22 protein-coding genes are annotated in these 18,598 nt (G+C 43.7%); 7 read left to right on the top strand and 15 right to left on the bottom strand.

Going from position 1 to position 18,598, the window contains the following annotated elements; genetic code table 11:
• Positions 1–47: 47 nt before the first annotated feature.
• Positions 48–2,060, bottom strand: coding sequence for an NACHT domain-containing protein (locus tag QUA02_RS28195; protein ID WP_333032775.1), 2,013 nt, complete (start codon positions 2,058–2,060; stop codon positions 48–50).
• Between the two features lie 161 nt (positions 2,061–2,221).
• Here QUA02_RS28195 and QUA02_RS28200 point away from each other — a divergent pair, with 161 nt between their 5' ends.
• The 3 genes from QUA02_RS28200 (at position 2,222) to QUA02_RS28210 (ending at position 3,303) form a co-directional block, all read left to right on the top strand.
• The gene (locus tag QUA02_RS28200) at positions 2,222–2,386 is read left to right on the top strand and encodes a hypothetical protein (protein ID WP_333032777.1); all 165 of its coding nucleotides are present in this window, start codon (positions 2,222–2,224) and stop codon (positions 2,384–2,386) included.
• A 279-nt stretch (positions 2,387–2,665) separates the two neighbouring features.
• Positions 2,666–2,938 carry a hypothetical protein gene (locus tag QUA02_RS28205; protein ID WP_333032778.1) on the top strand — a complete coding sequence of 91 codons (273 nt, stop codon included), beginning with the start codon at positions 2,666–2,668 and terminating at the stop codon, positions 2,936–2,938.
• Positions 2,935–3,303, top strand: a complete 369-nt coding sequence (locus QUA02_RS28210) for a clan AA aspartic protease (protein WP_333032779.1) — start codon at positions 2,935–2,937, stop codon at positions 3,301–3,303. The genes QUA02_RS28205 and QUA02_RS28210 overlap by 4 nt, the downstream gene beginning before the upstream one ends.
• Here the strand turns inward: QUA02_RS28210 and QUA02_RS28215 are convergent.
• A complete protein-coding gene (locus QUA02_RS28215) occupies positions 3,296–3,565 on the bottom strand; it encodes a helix-turn-helix domain-containing protein (protein WP_333032780.1) in 270 nt (89 codons plus the stop codon). The two genes, QUA02_RS28210 and QUA02_RS28215, sit on opposite strands and share 8 nt — an antisense overlap.
• A gap of 52 nt (positions 3,566–3,617) precedes the next feature.
• On the opposite strand from QUA02_RS28215, the gene QUA02_RS28220 reads away from it, so the two are divergent.
• Together QUA02_RS28220 and QUA02_RS28225 are read left to right on the top strand one after the other, a co-directional pair.
• Complete coding sequence (locus QUA02_RS28220) at positions 3,618–4,205, top strand: Rpn family recombination-promoting nuclease/putative transposase (RefSeq protein ID WP_333032782.1); 588 nt, start codon at positions 3,618–3,620, stop codon at positions 4,203–4,205.
• Between the two features lie 12 nt (positions 4,206–4,217).
• Positions 4,218–4,751, top strand: a complete 534-nt coding sequence (locus QUA02_RS28225; RefSeq protein WP_333032783.1) for an RpnC/YadD family protein — start codon at positions 4,218–4,220, stop codon at positions 4,749–4,751.
• A 172-nt stretch (positions 4,752–4,923) separates the two neighbouring features.
• Here the strand turns inward: QUA02_RS28225 and QUA02_RS28230 are convergent, their stop codons facing one another.
• The 8 genes from QUA02_RS28230 to QUA02_RS28265 all read right to left on the bottom strand — a co-directional run bounded on the left by QUA02_RS28230 (position 4,924) and on the right by QUA02_RS28265 (position 11,154).
• The gene (locus QUA02_RS28230; RefSeq protein WP_333032786.1) at positions 4,924–5,211 is read right to left on the bottom strand and encodes an NfeD family protein; all 288 of its coding nucleotides are present in this window, start codon (positions 5,209–5,211) and stop codon (positions 4,924–4,926) included.
• 113 nt (positions 5,212–5,324) lie between these two features.
• Positions 5,325–5,612: an NfeD family protein gene (locus tag QUA02_RS28235; RefSeq protein WP_333032788.1), complete on the bottom strand. Its 288-nt coding sequence runs from the start codon at positions 5,610–5,612 to the stop codon at positions 5,325–5,327.
• Positions 5,613–6,430: 818 nt separating this feature from the next.
• Positions 6,431–6,901, bottom strand: coding sequence for a GNAT family N-acetyltransferase (locus tag QUA02_RS28240; RefSeq protein ID WP_333032790.1), 471 nt, complete (start codon positions 6,899–6,901; stop codon positions 6,431–6,433).
• Positions 6,898–7,413: a cupin domain-containing protein gene (locus QUA02_RS28245; protein WP_333032792.1), complete on the bottom strand. Its 516-nt coding sequence runs from the start codon at positions 7,411–7,413 to the stop codon at positions 6,898–6,900. Before QUA02_RS28245 ends, QUA02_RS28240 begins: the two co-directional genes overlap by 4 nt.
• A gap of 9 nt (positions 7,414–7,422) precedes the next feature.
• Complete coding sequence (locus QUA02_RS28250) at positions 7,423–8,064, bottom strand: type I restriction endonuclease (RefSeq protein WP_333032795.1); 642 nt, start codon at positions 8,062–8,064, stop codon at positions 7,423–7,425.
• A 36-nt stretch (positions 8,065–8,100) separates the two neighbouring features.
• The gene (locus QUA02_RS28255; RefSeq protein ID WP_333032797.1) at positions 8,101–9,150 is read right to left on the bottom strand and encodes an N-acetyltransferase DgcN family protein; all 1,050 of its coding nucleotides are present in this window, start codon (positions 9,148–9,150) and stop codon (positions 8,101–8,103) included.
• 83 nt (positions 9,151–9,233) lie between these two features.
• Positions 9,234–10,043, bottom strand: coding sequence for a Uma2 family endonuclease (locus QUA02_RS28260; protein ID WP_445305215.1), 810 nt, complete (start codon positions 10,041–10,043; stop codon positions 9,234–9,236).
• 31 nt (positions 10,044–10,074) lie between these two features.
• Entirely contained in the window at positions 10,075–11,154 is a 1,080-nt protein-coding gene (locus QUA02_RS28265; RefSeq protein WP_333032798.1) for a dipeptide epimerase, read from the bottom strand.
• A 121-nt stretch (positions 11,155–11,275) separates the two neighbouring features.
• Between QUA02_RS28265 and QUA02_RS28270 the strand changes: the two genes are divergently transcribed.
• Positions 11,276–11,989 carry a DUF8692 domain-containing protein gene (locus tag QUA02_RS28270; protein WP_333032801.1) on the top strand — a complete coding sequence of 238 codons (714 nt, stop codon included), beginning with the start codon at positions 11,276–11,278 and terminating at the stop codon, positions 11,987–11,989.
• 147 nt (positions 11,990–12,136) lie between these two features.
• Here QUA02_RS28270 and QUA02_RS28275 read toward each other — a convergent pair whose 3' ends face one another.
• From QUA02_RS28275 to QUA02_RS28285, 3 genes are read right to left on the bottom strand one after another with little or no spacing between them, the layout of a single operon-like run.
• Entirely contained in the window at positions 12,137–13,942 is a 1,806-nt protein-coding gene (locus QUA02_RS28275; protein WP_333032802.1) for an ADP-ribosylglycohydrolase family protein, read from the bottom strand.
• Complete coding sequence (locus tag QUA02_RS28280) at positions 13,939–14,646, bottom strand: DarT ssDNA thymidine ADP-ribosyltransferase family protein (RefSeq protein ID WP_333032804.1); 708 nt, start codon at positions 14,644–14,646, stop codon at positions 13,939–13,941. Before QUA02_RS28280 ends, QUA02_RS28275 begins: the two co-directional genes overlap by 4 nt.
• Positions 14,643–16,040, bottom strand: coding sequence for a 3'-5' exonuclease (locus QUA02_RS28285; RefSeq protein ID WP_333032806.1), 1,398 nt, complete (start codon positions 16,038–16,040; stop codon positions 14,643–14,645). Before QUA02_RS28285 ends, QUA02_RS28280 begins: the two co-directional genes overlap by 4 nt.
• Before the next feature lie 194 nt (positions 16,041–16,234).
• Here QUA02_RS28285 and ybiA point away from each other — a divergent pair, with 194 nt between their 5' ends.
• Positions 16,235–16,696 carry a riboflavin biosynthesis intermediates N-glycosidase gene (ybiA, locus tag QUA02_RS28290; protein WP_333032807.1) on the top strand — a complete coding sequence of 154 codons (462 nt, stop codon included), beginning with the start codon at positions 16,235–16,237 and terminating at the stop codon, positions 16,694–16,696.
• A gap of 440 nt (positions 16,697–17,136) precedes the next feature.
• Here the strand turns inward: ybiA and QUA02_RS28295 are convergent, their stop codons facing one another.
• Positions 17,137–17,841, bottom strand: a complete 705-nt coding sequence (locus QUA02_RS28295; RefSeq protein ID WP_333032809.1) for a hypothetical protein — start codon at positions 17,839–17,841, stop codon at positions 17,137–17,139.
• Between the two features lie 195 nt (positions 17,842–18,036).
• Positions 18,037–18,243: a hypothetical protein gene (locus QUA02_RS28300; protein ID WP_333032811.1), complete on the bottom strand. Its 207-nt coding sequence runs from the start codon at positions 18,241–18,243 to the stop codon at positions 18,037–18,039.
• Positions 18,244–18,598: the final 355 nt, after the last annotated feature.

Here is an 18,598-nt window from a genome sequence, read left to right on the forward strand (position 1 = left end):
TGCACCTTACTTGCTCTCCATTTTTGGACACCATACCTAATTTACCATTATTTGAGCCTTAACTGAACCGTATTGGGCTCTATGACACAGGAAAGCTCGAATTCACTGGAAAGTCTATGTTCTGGCTCTCCGTGAAGACCAAAATTGTTAGAAAATTTAGAAATTAGATTTCTATATAAAGAAACAGCCAAATTATGATTATGATTAGGAGCTAGTGCTAGTTCATAATAGAAAGCACGAATCGCTGCTTTTTTACATTCAATATCGTGGTAATCATCTCGAAAGTGAAATCTCGGCAGTCTTTTTGCCGCCGGATTATAAGTATTTTTAACACAGCAGGTTTTATGATTTACCCATGCAAGAAATTTATGAACTTTATTATGTTTTACTAACAGCAAATCAATGTTTTGCTTCATCAACTGCACTAAATCATCAGCCCGATCCATCATACCTGTGGCTAGCAAAAAGACTTCCCGCCAGCGTTTCTCTGTAATGTGATTGGCTAAACCTTGGCAATCAGCCCGATCGCAAAACCACTTCGCTACTAAATACTCTTGAAACGTCAGGTGTGAAAATGACCAATAGCCTGCCGAGCGCTCGATCAGTAATCCGGTTTCTGTCTCGAATATTTTCATAATGTTTCTGGCAGTAGAACGTTCAACTCCAAAATAGTTACCAATGAATTTTTCTAGAGTTTGTTCTTCAGGGAAATAGTCATTTTTCTCAAATAACATTACTGCTAACTCTGCCAAAAACTCCTCTTTGATGTCAATGGTTAATTTCCGATCGCTGGGCATTCGTTTCAGTCGCTCCAATAACTGACGTATGCCTTTTTCATAAAGCTGAGAACGCTTTTTAGGTAGGTTGCCTTGTTCATCCCGAAAAACTGCACAAATCAAATTTAACAGTACGGGTGTAACGGTTAGTTCTGCAATAGTTTTGTTCTCTGCTGCTCGAAGTTGCTGCTGTAATTGAGGTGCAAGGGATGCCTGAGCACCTGAATCGACTATCTTGAACCAATTTTCCACGAATCGATCTACTTGTTCAGGCGTAAAGTTATCGACTTCGACATCCGTAAAACCTTCTAGCTCTTTTTGGCTCTGGGTTCGGCAGGTAATGACCAATCGGTTGTTTCGGTATCCAACAAAATCTCGTACCGCGTCAATTACCTTTTCCATATCGTCTGAAGGCACTTCATCCAAACCATCAAGCAATACTAACGATCTTCCCTGCACTAAAATCTCTTTGACATTGGCATCGCACCCGTTCGATTGCTTGGATAATGCTTCAGCCAAATAATCCAACAGATCCCACGACGTTTCGTGCGCCCTTTTTGCAAACTCTGGCAACGTAACAAACAGCGGTACTAAATCAGCGAAAAAATTTTCCTCTGGCTGAATGCACTTTACTGCCAATGATTTAAGAAATGTTGTTTTTCCTGCTCCAGGTTTACCTAACACCAACAATTTGGCGTAGTCTTTGATGACTGAGATTGCCTCCACTCCTTTCTGTTTAACCTGACTCAAACTCAGGCGATCGAAATCCTGGCGATTACCTGGTTCATATTCGCCCCGCCAGTTAGAAAAATGACGTGAAGAACTGACTTGCTCTAACACATTCAAGTCAATGTAAATTTTGTCCACTGGCACAGGTTGACTCACTGAGAACATCCGCATTGTGCCGATGATGCTATGTGGGGCAGTGATGAAAGGCAAAAGGCGCGATCGCACCTGCTGAACCAAGGCATCAACAGGATCTTTGACGCTCTCCAAAGGCATATCTGACAGTGAAGTCACTGGTTTACGTTTCTGCTGCTCCTCTAAATAGCGCCGTAACTCCCTTTCTTTAACAGGACCCGGATCGTTGATTCCAAACTTTTTGTAAACCCCTGTTAGTCGGGTACTAACAACGGTTTCAGTTGTATCAAGCTCATTGGCAATTTGTACCTTATTTTTATCTTGACCAAATAGCAGCAAAAAAACAGCTATCTCTCGGTCAGTCAACTTTTTCGGGCAAGCAGTTTCAGCAATTTTGGTCAAGAAGTCACGAGGAAAGGGCATTACGAGCAAATGAGGAAAGGCTACACAGATAGTTTAGCTACTTTTTTTGTCCGAAGCCAGTCTAAGTCAGGTTAAATCAGCGTAAGTCAGTTAAGTCAGTTTAAATAACTCTGAATTCTAATTGTTCCAATGGATTTAAGCATTAAAAAAAGGTGATTCTAATGTCTAAATCCAACAAAAAGAAATGGCTGAAAGTAATCGAATTTGCAGTGGTTGGCTTTGCGACCTTGTGCGATCCAACAGCAGGCGGGTTACTGTTTCTGCTCAAGCTGTGCTTTCTAGGCCTGACAACATTGCAGAAAGATGATCCGACTGAAACAGACTAATGACAAACAAATCCGCGTTTGCGCGATCGCCAGCAATCCGATCGAGAGGCCGCCATCACGAGGCGATCGCTTCCTCATACTCCAGTTAAGTCTACCAAGGAGCAAAAGTTAAATTAGTCTCGCGATTTGTAGGTGCGATCGCTCCTCAAACTATCGAGCGATCGCCCGTTTGTTACGATCGAAGTAATTCTCATCCTGACGCTAAAGCTGCTTCAGAATTTCGATTTTGCACTAGGATGGAGAAAGCAGCCGAGGAACTTTAGCCAGGAACTTACTTTTATGACTCATCCCACCCTTAGCCGCGAAGAAATCGCTCAGCGCGGCAAAGATATCTACCAACAACGCATCCGCACCCATATTGAAACAACAGAGAATATCGGTAAAATCATCGCCATCGATCTCAATACTGGTCAATATGAGATTGACAAAGATTTGCTAGCAGCTTGTCATCGCCTGCAAGCCAAACAGCCTAATGCCATTACTTGGGCGGAGCGCATCGGTTATGATGCTGTATATGCAATAGGTGGAACATTGGTTAGGACAGCATTGTGATTAATGGAATAGTTGTTGGGCTTCAAGCACGCATGGGAATTATTCTCTACCCTCCGGGACGTGCAGAAATAGAAATCGAATGCGTTATTGATACAGGTTTTGAAGGGTTCTTAACTTTGCCACCTACTGTAGTTGCAGAGCTTCAGTTACCTTACGTTGCACCAATTAATGCAAATTTGGCTGACAACTCCCGCATCGTAACCAACGTTCATCAAGGCACGATCCTTTGGAATGGGGTGGAGCGAGTGATTCCAGTTTTAGCAATGGGTCGTCGTCCTCTCATCGGGACAGCACTTCTAGAAGACTATCACCTTAGTATTGATTTTTGCGAAGGAGGAACGGTACTGGTAGATGACATCATGTAATTTCTGGATCGAGTCGCTTGAGGAAAATCAGTATTTTGCCCTCACTAAGCCGTTGAAACTCTCCGTTCATTAAATGAGATACTTCTGACTGTGGAATGCCAAGAAGTTGACTAATTTCGCGCTGTTTTAAGTTGCGTTGTTTCAGGATACGAATTACTTGAATCCCTATTTTGCCTCGCATAAAAAGTTCATCTGCATCCTTCAGACCGAGGTCAGCGAATACGTTGCCACTGCTTTCTTCAAAAATCGGTTCTTGTGTCATAGTTCTCTCTTGGCACGGTATAGTACCCATCTTCGATTCGCATCGACAACTCATGAAAACAGACACCATTTTCTACAGCCTGTTTCAGGAATTTCCCCGCTTCTTCTTTGAACTGATCGATCGTTCCCCAGACGAAGCCGCCGCCTATGAATTCACCTCCCGCGAAATCAAACAACTCGCATTCCGCATCGACGGGTTATTTCTCCCCAAAACCGAAGAACCTGAAAAACCATTTTACTTAGCTGAAGTTCAGTTTCAACCCGATGCCGACTTGTACTACCGCATCTTTGGCGAACTCTTTCTCTATCTGCGACAATACAAACCCCTCAATCCTTGGCGCGTGGTTGTCATCTATCCCAATCGTCGCATCGAACACGAACAGATGCTGCAATTTCAGGAACTCTTAACCAGTCAGCGCGTCCAACGGATTTACCTCGATGAATTGCCAGAAGCCGCAGATCGATCGCTGGGAGTGAAAGTTGTTAAACTGGTAATCGAGCCAGCAGAGACAGCAGCAGAACAAGCACGCCAGTCGATCGCAATGGCCCGACAACAGTTGTCCGATCCAACCGTTCTACGCGATTTAATTAACCTCATCGAAACAATTATCGTCTACAAACTCCCCCAGAAAAGCCGCTAGGAAATTGCCGCCATGTTGAATTTAAGCGAACTCAGACAAACTAGATTTTACCAGGAAGTCAAGCAAGAAGGCTTAGAAGAAGGACTCGAACAAGGTGAGCGGCAGGCGAAGTTAGAAGCCATTCGTCGCACGATAGGGTTGGGGATAAATTTAGAGACGATCGCGCAATTATTAGATTTGTCTCTCGAATTTGTTCGCCAAACAATTAACAAAATCCAACGGGAATCGATGTCACTCCCCGAACAAAAGATCGACTCATTTGTCGAACTATTAACTCAGCAGCGATCGCTCTTCTCGGCCGAACAATTAACCGAACTAGCCCAGCTAATTGAACCCTTATTCGATGAGAACGATGTCCTTTCAGAAGCGATTTCATCCTGGGCTGAAAATTACCCTTCAATTCAGGAAGCTCAAGCCAAACTGCTCGAACCACTACCGCCGATCGCTAAAGCATCAGAAAAAGCAGCAGGAAGCTCGGAAAGTACCGAATCTCAAATGGGCGATCGCCTCAACAAACAAGCTCTCAAAAATGCCATTTTATTGTAGCTATAATTCGGCGGTTGAAACCGCTACTACAGAAACAAAGCCCGCCTCCGCGGGCTAAGAAATAAAGGGGGTATTTCAGCCAAATTGCCACTAAAAAACAGAATAGTCAGAGCCCCGACTTCTTGAATAAGTCGGGGCTCTGACAGTGAAAAAGTTGAGATTACTTTCTCGTTTAGTCGGCAGGAGCGAGGGAAACTAACAGAGTGATGTTGTCAACACCGATGACATAAACGGTGTCTCCCGGTGTTAGGGTGATTTGGCGATCGCACCGTGCGGGCCACCAGCTACCTTGGAAGCGGACGCGACCTGTTTGATTCGGGTAAATCGATTCATCGACGACTGCTTCTTCGTTGAAGTAGTGGAAATTGGTGTTGATGTAGTTGTCGATTAACATATTGTTTGCTGTGCTGTAGGTGTGAGGAGAAAAAATAGAACCGAAAGCTTTTACTACGTTAAACATTTTATTGACTCCTTTTGTGTTAATATATATCGAAGTTTAATCGCCTAGTTTGTGTTCTTTGAAAAGTAGCATTTCCTGGTTGAAATTGATTACCAGGTTGTTCATGCTCTGATTTAGTCTGCGGGAGCGAGGGAAACTAACAGAGTGATGTTGTCAACGCCGATGACATAAACGGTGTCTCCCGGTGTGAGGGTGATTTGGCGATCGCACCGTGCGGGCCACCAGCTACCTTGGAAGCGGACGCGACCTGTTTGATTCGGGTAAATCGATTCATCGACGACTGCTTCTTCGTTGAAGTAGTGGAAATTGGTGTTGATGTAATTTTTGATTAGCATATTGTTAGCTGTGCTGTATCCTTGGGTGGAGAAAATCGAGCCGAAAGCTTTTACTACGTTGAACATGATATTTACTCCTGTTGTGTTAAAATATATGGATGTGTAATTGTCTGTTTATGCTATTTGAGAGGCTGCATTTCCTCAGTTAAGATTGATTGATTGCCCTGATATTTCATTGTTCTGGTGTTCCCTCGTTTTATCAGGATAAAAGGCCAATAATTTTTGAAAGGTTGAAGGGATTGGAGAAGCGGTTTCAGGGAGTCTAAATCGGTAATTCAGAACTCTTTAATTAAGGATTTAGTGGTTGAACCGTTGGTAGGATTTGCCTCAAGGGTAGATGTTGTTAGCTACATTAGAGATTGTCTGATTCCGCATTACGGCTCCTGTGAAGATGTTTAATTTTTGGGTTTAATTTTTTGATTGGGTTGTGACTCACTTGCTTTACACTTACTAATTTGCCAGGAATCGAATGTCTTTGGTGCGATCGCCCGTCCACTTTCCGGGTCTGGTATTGGCACAGGACACTTGGAAATTCACCAACAACGATTTTACAATGGTTTTAGCCTCCTAATCGGGCTATTAGCTGTGCCAATTTAGCAAAGTGGACTACCGCGATATGTGAATTCTGAGCTTACGCACTGTCGATCGCCCAATCCGGAATATCCGTACATATCCAGTTCGTGACTTATAGGTTTGCAGTGAGCGAGGGCCGTAGGGACACGGCACTGCCGTGTCCCTACAAGGGCTAGACTGACGCAGATATCGCGACGCGGTAGGAGTTTTCGCTCGATGCAGCTCGATCGCACCCTGTTATCCAATTATTGAACAGGTCGAACTTAAAATCCATTCATAAATTCAGAATCTTAAATTCATAAAAGTCATAATTATAGAAAACCTGCTTGATACTGCATAATTGTTACAGGAATTTTGAATAAAGTTTTAGCTAATTGAGACAAACCGAACTTGAATTTAAGCGACTGCGGCAATTCTTGTACGGAAACTTCTACGAAGCCAAAGCGAGTATAAAATGATGCGAGTCGCTTTCCCAAACATTCTAAATATAGCGGTTCTGTAGCTTGTTGAATTAAATATTTTGTGAGGTAGCTTCCCAAACCTCGATCGCGCCAATCCTTCGCCACCACCAAACTGCCCAATTCCTGCGCGCCCGCAAAGTTCCGCAACTGTCCGCAAGCTGCCAATTTTCCCTCGCATTCGATGACCCAGAATTGCTCCCAGCGCAACTGAGTTGGATCGAGTTTGGCGCTCCACACTAACATTCTAATTGACCTCATATCTTGAGCACAGGCCGGGCGGATGGCGCATTGTGGCGGCAACGAAAAAAAAATTTCATTCATTGTGATTCCTGTTGACTGTCTCGTTTGGCTTGAGCTTTCAACATCCTTTCTTTTAACCGCGCATTTCTCTCGGCAATTTGGGGATTTCCCTCATACCAAGGCGGAACATCGTCATAATCGGGAATTCCATCATCTATCAGATAGCGCGCGTTGGGCTGCTTGGGATAACCTGCAGCCCATCCTCCTGTACAGATAACAAACAAGGCTGTATTTTCAGCAGCTTTTAATGCTCTCTTTGCTGCGGGCGAAACTCTGACAATATCGCCGCCCTCAAGTGTCAATAGTTCCCCATCTACAACCATCAGGCCTTTGCCTTCAACTACAATATAAACTTCTTCTTGTTCTGCGTGGCTGTGAGTAAATGTGTAGCCATCGCCAGCAGGCAAGCGAATCAAACCTAAAGCTACTCCTTGCAGATTTAGCTGTCGCCAAGGGTTGGTGAGTTGGGGCAAATTGTTAAAGTCAAAGTGAGCTTTACTGAATTTATTGTTATTTTCAGAATCTAGTTCCATATTGTGCCTTCAAGTAAAAGTGCTGTAACTGGAAATCATACTAGATAATCGCTTCAAAATGCGAAATACTTCGTAAAGTTCGTTTCTGGGATTCGCAATATCGAAAAGTTTAGAGACGGCATACTGCGGTATATCTCGTGTGGTCACTTTGATAAATCTAAAACTGCTGCCATTTGTCAGAAGCCCAAAAGTTACTTGTTCTGGACTGGGGTCATTCAGCATATAAAATAGTAACTGAGGAAGTCCAGCTTCAACGGAATATTGCGCTCGCTTCGCTTCGATCGCAACTACCCAAAAAAATTCAATTAAAAGCAGAACATCAATACTTCCCCTGACAAGTATACCTTCATCCACGGTGATAAGTTCCACCGATTTTTCTGCCTCTATATGAAAGGGATTCAGGTATAAATCTGCTAAAAATAGCAAGGGAGCAAGTACCACCATTTTTACGGTATCTTCTATCATGGAGTGGTCGGCACTGTTAGTATAGCCAGCCTTTACTTTGTCAAGATATCGCTTTTCTTCATGTGTAATTTCTGGTAAATCGTCCATCCACTCCCGGAAGAATTGCTCGTCTTCACAAAGTTGGAAGTTAAATTTTGTTTTGACATCGTGCAGAGTCAGTGTTTTTGCTTGAATTGATTGTGTCATGGCTTTGCATCTTCAATTGAAATTTATTGTAGCATACTAATTGTCGATCGCCTCCCACAAAACCTCCGCACCAAACCTTACGGGATCGGTACAAGGCAATCCCGTTTCTGCTTGAACTTCAGCTATTGCTAACAGCGCATCGGCCTCATTTAAGTGATGAGTATTGAGGGCGATCGCGCTCACTTTTCCCCCTGCAAAAGCACCGGCAGCAGCGGTAAATATTTCGTACAATTCAACCACTTTTGATAATTTGGGAATCGATACGTGCGGGTGATGGCGAATGTTAGTTTGTCCGGCTCGGTGCGCTAAAATTAAGTGAGTTGGCTGCGAACCCCGCAACAGCGGCAGAGTCGCCGTCGAACCCGGATGCAATAGCGAACCTTGCCCTTCTACGTGCAGGATATCGCATTCAGAACCCAATTTAATCACCATTTGTTCGACAGCACCAGCGGCGAAATCAACTCGCACTGCATCCAAAGGAATGCCTTCTCCTGCTATCATTAAACCCGTTTGTCCTGTTGCCAAAAATTTGGAACGCAAACCCCGCCGCAAGCAAGTGCGATTGAGTTCCAGACTGGTTGACATTTTGCCGACGCTCATATCTGTGCCGACAGTTAATATGCGGCGGCAGCTTAATTGAGCAGCAGCAGCAGAGGCGATCGCCCCTATGTTTTCCGGTTCCTGACGCACGTCCCAAATCCATTGATTTTCGGTTAACGGAACTGTTATCAAAGGTGCAAGTTTCGCGTGCAAACCGTTGACAACTGACAAACCTGCTGCTACCGCTTGATTAATTTCTGGCAGCCATTCTGGCGGCAAAAAACCGCCGGGAGTAGCGATACCAATTAGCAGAATATCCGGCGAAAATTGCAGCGCTTCTGCTACAGAAGCAACTATCGGCACTTGCTGGGGAATGCGAGTTAATTCAGCCAAAGATTGTCCGGCACATTGGCGGTCTATTACTGCTACAATTTGTGCTTCGCTGTAGCGCAAAAATGCTAAACCTGTTTTGCCGGAATGGCCGAGAATTCCCTCGTGCAGCAGGATGGCAACTTTGCCATTTTTGAGCGGATAGTTTTTAGTCATTGGTTCACTTTTGATAGGCGGATTTTAGATTTTAGCTTCAATCTAAAATCTAAAATCGATTGGGTATTAGCTGTGATTTGCGATTACTCGTTCAAAGCATTCGGATCTTCTCCCAATTCTCGCAATCTGGCCTCTAGTCGCGAGGCTCGCTGGCGTTCCTGTTCCGCTTGTTGTTGAGCGGCTTCGGCTTGCTGTTGAGCGGCTTCGGCTTGCTGTTGAGCGGCTTCGGCTTGCTGTTGAGCGGCTTCCTCCGGCAACAAAACTAAATTGCCAGATTCATCGAAAAAACGCACCCAAGTTGCTGTTTCTCGATCGACAATTCCTTCCCAAGTACCCAACCAAAAACCTAACGTTTCGCACCACAGCCAACCTCGCTCGTCGGGCACTAACGGCTGATAGCGCAGGGTGGCATCTAAACGCCATCCTTGCAAAGAATTCGGATCGAAAGGATCGAAAACAAAGTAATCAGGCGTTCTAAAAACCTGCTCGTAAATATCCTTTTTTTTGCCTATATCCTGACTAGCAGTTGATGGTGACAGCAGTTCCAAAATGATATCCGGGTAACGTCCATTTTCATCCCAAACTACCCAACCTTGTCGGGAAGTATTGCTGTCAACACCCAACACAGCGAAAAAATCCGGGCCTCGGAAATCCTGATTGCGAACCTGTTTAACGCTGTAATAAATAAACATATTACCACCGACAAAAAAATCGTTCCGGTTAGCTAAACCTTGTTCTGCGGAACGGATTAAAACGGTCATTGCTATACGGTGGCGGTTGCTTTCCATTTCTGCACCATCATCAAAAATTAAATCAGTCGGCGGCTTGTGTTCTTCAAAGAAAAGCTTTGCTTCTCTATCAATTCCCTGTCCTATTGATTCTACTGGCATCATAGTATCTCCAGATTTATTTTGAGCGATACTTCTATTCTACAATGTCAATTCGCTGCACTCCCAATCCCGATCGCCCGTTTGGCATCAAACACCCATTTTCTACGATCGCACCGGTGAAAGGATCGTCTAATAAATTTAAGTGACTGTCCAAATCTAAATAGTCAGCTAGCGGTGAAAGTTGTGCTGCTGCTGTATTTGCGATCGCGCTATCTGAATAGCAGCCGAACATTACTTGCAAACCACAAGCTCTTGCTGCGTGAATCATCCGCATCGCTTCAGTCAATCCGCCTGACTTCATCATTTTGATATTAATGCCGTGGACGCAGTACGCTAACTTGGGTATGTCGGAACTATTAAAGCAACTTTCATCAGCAAAGATGGGTAAGGGCGATTTACGGTACAGTTCTGAGAATTCATCCATATCCGCGACTGGTGAAAGTGGCTGTTCGATATAATTTATGTTATATTTTTCTAGCCAGTGACACATTTCGATCGCCCTGCTCAAACTCCAACCGCCGTTAGCATCTACACTGATTTGAATGTTAGCTGGGGCTTCGTCTAGCACTGCTATTAACATAGCTTTGTCGGCTTCTATTCCTTCTGGATTTCCTAATTTAACCTTAACGGCGCGGTATTTGATGCTTGCTGGATCTGTCGCATCTTTACCAAACCAGTCGCGCACTCTTTCTCTTGCACCAGACGGCGAATTAATGCCGATTGTGACGGAGGTGGGGACGATGCGCGATCGATCTAATCCCCACATTTTCCACAGCGGCAAGCCTGCTTTTTTGCCCAGCCAGTCGTGCATTGCCATGTCGATGCCGGCGCGGGCGGCTGAGGGTAAGTTGACAATAGTTAATACTTGTTCGATTTTTTGGCGATCGAAGGGAGTAAACTTTTCTAGCAGCGGTGCAACTTCCTGCAATGCGGCTAACAGCATTTCGGTAGTTTGGGGTCGAGAACCTGTGGAAAAGGGCGATGCTTCTCCCCAACCTTCGATGCCTTCGTGTGCTAATTTTACCCATACATTCGTACTTTGGGCTGTTGTACCGCGGCTGATGGTAAGGGCAAACCGCTTGCGGACAGTGAAGGTTTCAATTTGAAGGTACATTGTCAGCGATCGGTGATTTTTTGTACAGAAAAATCCTAGGGGGCGGATTGCGCCGCTCTTGCGATTTTTTACTTTTTACTTTATAGTTTGATTTTGCTTGTTCTAGTTTATCACAAACTTGATGAAATTCATTATTTCTGCTTCGCCGAAGAGAGTTGCCTTCTCTCTCAGCATTTGGGTGCTCTTCTTTGCTGTTGCTGGTTGCACCGTAAAAGTTCTGCGGTACGGTTTTAACTATCGCGAACGCTGGATTAGTTTGTTTGATTTAGACGCAGAAATAAATTATCCTTCGTGGTACTCGTCATTTACTTTGCTGTTTTGCGCGATTTTGCTAGGTATTATTGCTACTGCTAAGAAGAAGCAGGGCGATCGGTATTTTCGACACTGGAAAGCGCTGGGGTTTATCTTTGTATTTTTATCTTTAGATGAAATATTGAGCCTGCACGAAATATTAATTATTAACGACTTGCGAAAGGCACTGCATTTAGGAGGATTTTTTTACTTCATTTGGGTAATTCCGGGGGCGATTTTTGTTGTGGTTACTGGGCTGGCTTATCTCAAGTTTCTCCTGCACCTACCCCTGAGAACAAGGAATTTTTTTCTCTTGGCAGGCAGTATATATGTCGGTGGAGCGCTTGGCATGGAAATGGTTTGTGGCTATTATGCAGATGTGGCAGGTCAGCGAAACTTGATCTACGGTTTGATGGCTTCTGTTGAGGAAATTTTGGAAATGGTGGGGGTGCTCGTATTCATTTACGCCCTGCTGTCTTACATCGGTTCCCATATTGAAAATATTGATGTGCGGTTGAAGATAGTGGATAATCCAGAGAGGTAAAACTGACAGTCGATCGAGATTTTTATGACGGTTAAAATCGGAGGCATAAAGTTTGAACGAGAAACGCCCTTTTTGGCACACTATATATAGTGTGCCTGCCTAACTATTGCCGGGTTTAATAAGGTTTCAAGTATGTAATCCACAGGATTAACAGATTAGCTGATCTATTTCAACAGCATTACCATCAGGATCGAAACAGGTGAATCGACGCCATCCTTTCTGCTCAGAAATATCTTTTAAAATTTTCGCTCCAAATTGGCGTACATTCTTGTAAACCACGTCTAAACATTCAACTTCTATACAGATAGTTGACCTCATGATGTTTGAAGTCCGATTATCTGATGACATTTCTGTTTTTTTATGTGGCTCTAATGGGACTAAAACAATGTTGCCAAATTTTACCAAAGAATTTGAGTTTTTTTCTACTCTTAATCCTAAAATATTTTCATAAAATATCCGCGCTTTCTCTAAATCGTGAACCCGCAGCTTCACTACCATATTCATGACATTAATTTTTTCCGCTCCTCTTTCATCTATTTCTTTAGTAGAAACCTCTATATGAGATATTTCAGTTTTTGAACGTGAAACTTTCTTAACATACAAAGATTGACCGTCAGTAGCAGTTAATTTCCAAGAAACTGCTACTGTCGTTTGAGATAAAGATTGATGCTTTCGGTAATCAGATATTTTTGCTTGCCTGCCATCGAGAAATAGGAAAATATCGCCGATTTTCGAGGCTTCTAGTTTTTCTATTAGGGAATCAAGATGTGCTTTTCCCGTCTTGGCGATATCTGAAAGCTGACTTTTATCAAAGACTTCCTTTTGAGCTAAACGTTCTCCTAAATTCCTGATATAGGCAGCATCCTGAACTTGTTCTGTATGATTTCCCAACCATTCAATCCCCGCCACAGCACCAAGAATTCCCCCCGTCATAGATGCAATAGTATCCGTATCAGCACCGCTAGCAAACCCGGCTTCTAGAATACCGTGAAACGGCTCTACTGCAAAACGTGACGCCAGGAATATCGAAGCAGCAGCAGTTACTGTTCCAGCACCCTTCATTCTTTTTTCAAAGCAGCCAAGTTTAGCAAGAATCTCTCTTTCAACAGGCAGCGCTCCTTGCTTCATTCCCTTTTGGCATAGTTCGAGGAATTGCAGCATTTCTCTAACTGTATTTTGCCAATACTCCTCATACTGTCCGCCACTTACCTCAAAAGCAGAAGACCTCCAACTTGGGCAAATATTATCTAAATCTGGCAGCAGCGACCAAGAGTCAACTCCAGACAGTACCTTTTCGATAATTGCACCGTATGGGAGAGTACCTGTATTTTGAAAGGCAACCCAGACAGCGAAACCGTAAGCAAGTGCCCCAACTAAAGCTCTAGGATGACCGTGCGTGCAGACACCATTAGCAACGATATTTTTAGCAATATTTCCAAAATCTGTGTCGGTTGCACCCAACAAACAGTGCGGCATAATTCGCATCGCCACCCCATTACCGCCAGCCTCAAAATACTGCTTTTTATCCTTTTCAATAGAAAACCAAGGCTGTTGTCCGGCAAGCCATTTCTGTGCTGCTCTTTTTGTCGCTCCACCACCTCCCCGTTCGTAACGAGTCCAGGTGGGTAACTCCCGTTTGGTAAAGTGATGCCACCACTGATCGCCGTGCAGCAAACTTCTAGCAGTGCATAAAATCAATTGCGTATCGTCACTATACTCTCCTGCCAGAATGACTTCTTCATGTGGGTAATATTGACCCCCTGATTTCCGCACCCATTGTTGAAATTCATTTACTGGAGATTCAGCAGAAAAAGCATTCTTCTTATCAGCTCTCTTTGCTTCTGGTTCCTGCGGCCATCCCAGTGCATCGCCAACTGCTGCACCAAGAAATGCACCTTGTCCTTTAGCTATTAGCGAAATCCTATTTAGGTTGTAGCGGTTATCGTTGTTCATATTTCATTCCTCAGTATCCAATCTTTTTCTATGGGTCGCTTACCCGAGCGAATAGAATTGCTCAAAATCTGTTTGTCAAACAGGGTTGGTGCAATTACAAAATTGAATCTATCTCCCGGTTCACCGAGAATGCTAAGGCGTACAGCTTCGTTTTTTGCCTGCGTTTCAGTTGGCACTGCGATCGCCAAAATATCCGCCGTTCCAATTTGGTCGGGTATTAAAACTTCAGCTTGGTTATCTGTAGGACAGCAAACTAAATGAGTATTAGAACGGGGGAAAGTTCTGTTACCAGCCCCTGAAACAGATTGAGCAAACATGGATAAGAACGCCTCCTTACCTTCTGCAACACTCCTCCCATAACCCGATGCAGCATTTCGCGGACAGAAGCGAGTACCGGATAACCAGAGGTACTTAGGGTTGATAAACAAGATTACCCAATCTTTAAACAATTCATCTTTTGATTTCGCTATGTCGAAATACCAGGCATTGGGATATTCAATTGAACAACAGATATATTCCTCATGCCTATCTAGTCGCTCAAGGTCTGTTGGCGTAAAAACACTGCGTTCATCTTTCTGTAACTTTTTTGTTGCTAAAATTCCAGTTATTCCAGTCAAAATATGCCCCAGGTTGCGCGACGGAGTAAAGTGACAAAGCCGCGTTATTCCTCGAAGTTCTACCTCTTGCTTAATCTGTTCTATCATGGCAGTACCCTTTCGTAAAGACTTATATCAGTTGGCATAAGGCGCGTAATTTCTCCGCTATAGGTTAGGATCAAACGGGTTTTCGCTCTGGTAACTCCAACATACAGTAAACGTCCAGCTTGATCCATTGCATCCGGCTCGCCAAAAGCTCTTACTGCTTCTGGATCTGGCAACAGTTCATTGTCGCAAAATGGCAATATAACTGTATCGAACTCAAGTCCTTTTGCTGAATGATAAGTGCCGTAATATTGGATACCCTGTTGTGGCTTCCATGCTCTGATCTCTTCATCAAGATTGACACTTCTCTTAAGACGTGGAGTAATCCTATTTAAATAACGACGATCGCGTACCAAAATAGCCACACTCTGTGTCCTTGCTATTTGTAAAGCCTGTTGAACAACAAATTCGATTTCCTGCTCGATAGAGGAATGTTTAACAAGAGTCGGCTTCGGCCCGTCAGCAATTGGCGAAACAGGTTCCACGATATCAGGTACCTCCCTGAAGTATGGCATTTGTGAAATTGCTAGACCTAACTGGGCAATTTGTTTGGTATTCCTGTAGTTTTCTTTAAATTCCCATATTTTTTCGATACTTAATCCTGCATCTCGCCAGGACATACGATGTCCGTAAATTTGTTGCGCAACATCTCCCAAAAATGTCAGCGAACCGTTGGGAGGAATAGCTTTAGCTAAAGAGCGAATCATTTGTGGAGAAAAATCTTGCCCTTCATCAATTATAATGTGTCGGTAGCGACGCGGTGAGCCATCAGTCTCTAATTCTGCACAAACAGCGCTAGCTAAATTATCCCAGTCATACTGCATACCCGATTGTTGGCGCAGCTTGCAATAAGTTTGGTATATTTCAAACATTGGCTCTCGATCTTTATATTCTATGCGAGTGCCAACACCTCCGACAGTCTGAAAGTCTTTATAAGCTTCCAATCTAGTAATACCGTGCTGCGCTATCCAGCGAATTTCTTCTGAAAAGACTTGCAAAGGATTGATAAATATAGAATTTATCCCATACTTTTGTGATATTGTAGCCACCGCTTGATTAATTAACTGCTCGCGCCGGTCGGGGTCACTAAGAATCGAATTACTCGATAACTTACCACGAGATGCAAGATAACCTCTAGCAAATTTGTGATAATTTTCTATGACAACCTTATCAAGTTGAGGGTCTTTAAGACGTTTTAAGTAAGAAACTAAAGTGTTATTATATGTCACTAAAAGCGTTTTGCCATAATGCTCGGTTTTAGGATTGGCAAGATAAGCAGCCCGCAAAATGGCTAGCGTTGTCTTGCCACTGCCCGCAGTTCCTAAAATTGCGAGGTGTCCTTGTGCTGGTAGGTAGAGGACTTCTTTTTGACGACCTCTTGGCGTGGGTAAACTCATTTTTACTACTAACCCTGTTTTTATTTTTAAGTATACTCCCCGACAAACTGCATAATTTATGCGGAAGTTACGGCTATTGAGTGCGATCGCTCAATGGCAGAATAGTACGCTTAGTACAATTATATCACAATTGAATTAAAAATCAATGTTATAATTATAGTATCTGATATAATTCCAACCCCGCTATATTTCAAATGACGATTTACTTTTATACCAACAGAGAAGAACCTTATGGCTGTTTTTCTAATTTTTCCAGTCATGGATTCGAGTTAGACGGAGAATATTGGCAAACTAGCGAGCATTATTTTCAAGCACAAAAGTTTCCCTCAACGGCTCACTGCGACCAAATTCGCCAAGCAAAAACGCCGAAAGATGCAGCAAAAATGGGACGCGATCGCTCTCGTCCCCTCCGCAAAGATTGGGAACAAGTCAAAGATGATATCATGCGAAAAGCTGTACTCCGCAAATTTGAAACTCATGCCGAAATTAGAGAAACTTTACTCGCTACTGGCGATGAGGAAATAGTCGAAAATGCACCGGGAGATTACTATTGGGGTTGCGGGAAAGATGGCAGCGGCAAAAATATGTTGGGACAGATTATCATGGAAGTGCGAGAGATTTTGCGAAAACGCACGCCTGAGAAAAACATAATTTAAATTTCCCACCATAAAGCAGGACTTGTTTAATAGTAAGTCCTGCAAGGCTCCTAAGCGAGCATTTTCTCAATTTTCTTAAACACTGAACTCAAAAATCCGCCTGAGCAACTGTCAAAACCTGTGCCAATCTCGTCAGGCTGTTCTGGTAGAGGGTTTAGCCTCTCCTCGGAGACTGCGAAGCAGGGGAAACGGTAAAAACCCTGCACCACTTTTTGATTTCAACAACTACTGTCAACCGGAATCAACTTTTATCGTCGCAAGTACAGCATTGTTAGCCAGTCGCCTCCCGGACACCGTTCTCCTAAAGTTGGCGATTCACAGGTAAAACAGCAAAACACCTGTTCTGGTTAAAGTTTGTTTTTTATTGATGCTGTATCTTTCTATTGTGTTGGATTTGTGGAAAGTGTTAGCTGTTGTACAGAATTCTTTACATTTTTGATTTATTTGGATACAATCGCGCCGCTCTGCCGCAGTTGCTGTTGAATTCGGTTAAATTCTTTCTGTTCTTCGCTTAGCAAAGTATTGTCGATCGGCGATCGCATATCCCACTGCAATTCTGACAATAACAACAAACAGCCGGCCATAATTATGCCTGTGGTTAGATATTGCCAAGGTGCAACTAATGTTAGTAGAGGGATGCTAAATAAATGAGTTAGTCCGATCAGGAGAAAAGTGCGCGATCGCAAACCGCATCCAGTACAAAAATAGCCGATCGCGCTCAATCCCAACCACAAATCGCAAAGGTGCAGCAACAAACCTCCCCAACCGGCAAAAATACTGCAATCCGTCAGAACCAAACCAGCAATCATCAAAATCGCCCAAGAGTAAAGAATCCAGCTAACTCGCTCGACTCTTACCCAAAACAAAGTCAAAACAGCCATTCCCGCAGTGCCAATTAGAGTCACTGTTGACCACAGAATCGCCTGAAAGCTCCAACTGAGCGGGACAAACTGAGCAGTGAAAAAAATCCCCCCTGTTACCAAACCCCAAAGCAGAAAAGTTTGGTCGATGCGGGTATAAAGTCCTGAGAAAAGAGTAATATTTCCAATTTGCCAGCGGAGTTGCAACAGGCCTTCGCGGTCTTGTACGTCGAGATGTTCCTGTTTGCAGCGGATTAGGGGTTCGGAGGCGTTGAAAAAGGTCATCCAGTGTTGGGGAAAGTATGAAGTTTTGTGTATTGTAACAAGTCTTAAGGAATATTTTTCAGATTTTTTCTTGTTCCTAGGCTCTGCCTGGGGACGTAGATTTGGAGGCTCCGCCTCCCGCGAGTCTGAGACTTGCGAGGCAGAGTCTCTGGATATCGGTTCCCAGGCAGAGCCGGGGAACCAGGGAACCAGTGATTATTTGTGTTTTTTGTTCAGGGTTTTGGTCAACTGAGTAATTGAGTTGAGCAAAGTTTGGGAAAAGTAAGCCATCGCAAAAATCACGGCTACTGCAACTCCCCCGTACATCAGTAAAGGCATGAAACCTCCAGTTTCAGGCGGTGTTGCCGAATCAGTTGGAGCCGTAGAAACCAGAATGACTTGGTTGGTGCTAAAATCAGACATATAAACTCCTTGGTCTGTACACAGACCGTAAAAATGGGAAATTAACGAGCGTTTCTGGTGCCAGCCAGTCGCTCTGAAAAAAACAAGCGATCGAAAGCGTCTCTAGTAAAAGCTAGGGGCGCTTGTTTGCTTGTTAACGGCAGTCTAACACTGCTTTTAAAAATATACAACAAATATCCAACCAAAACTAACGTATCTTTTTTTAAATATATGGTAAATTAGACGTATCTTTTTTTAACATATGGTAAATTAGACGTATAAGTTCTAAAAGCCTTGTATAACAAGCATTTTCTCCTTCCCGGCTCTGCCTGGGGACGCTGATCCGGAGGCTCTGCCTCCTGTTTTTCTCCGCAAC

This window comes from Microcoleus pseudofavosus SVA1_A4 (assembly GCF_036700565.1).
Lineage (GTDB): Bacteria > Cyanobacteriota > Cyanobacteriia > Cyanobacteriales > Microcoleaceae > Microcoleus.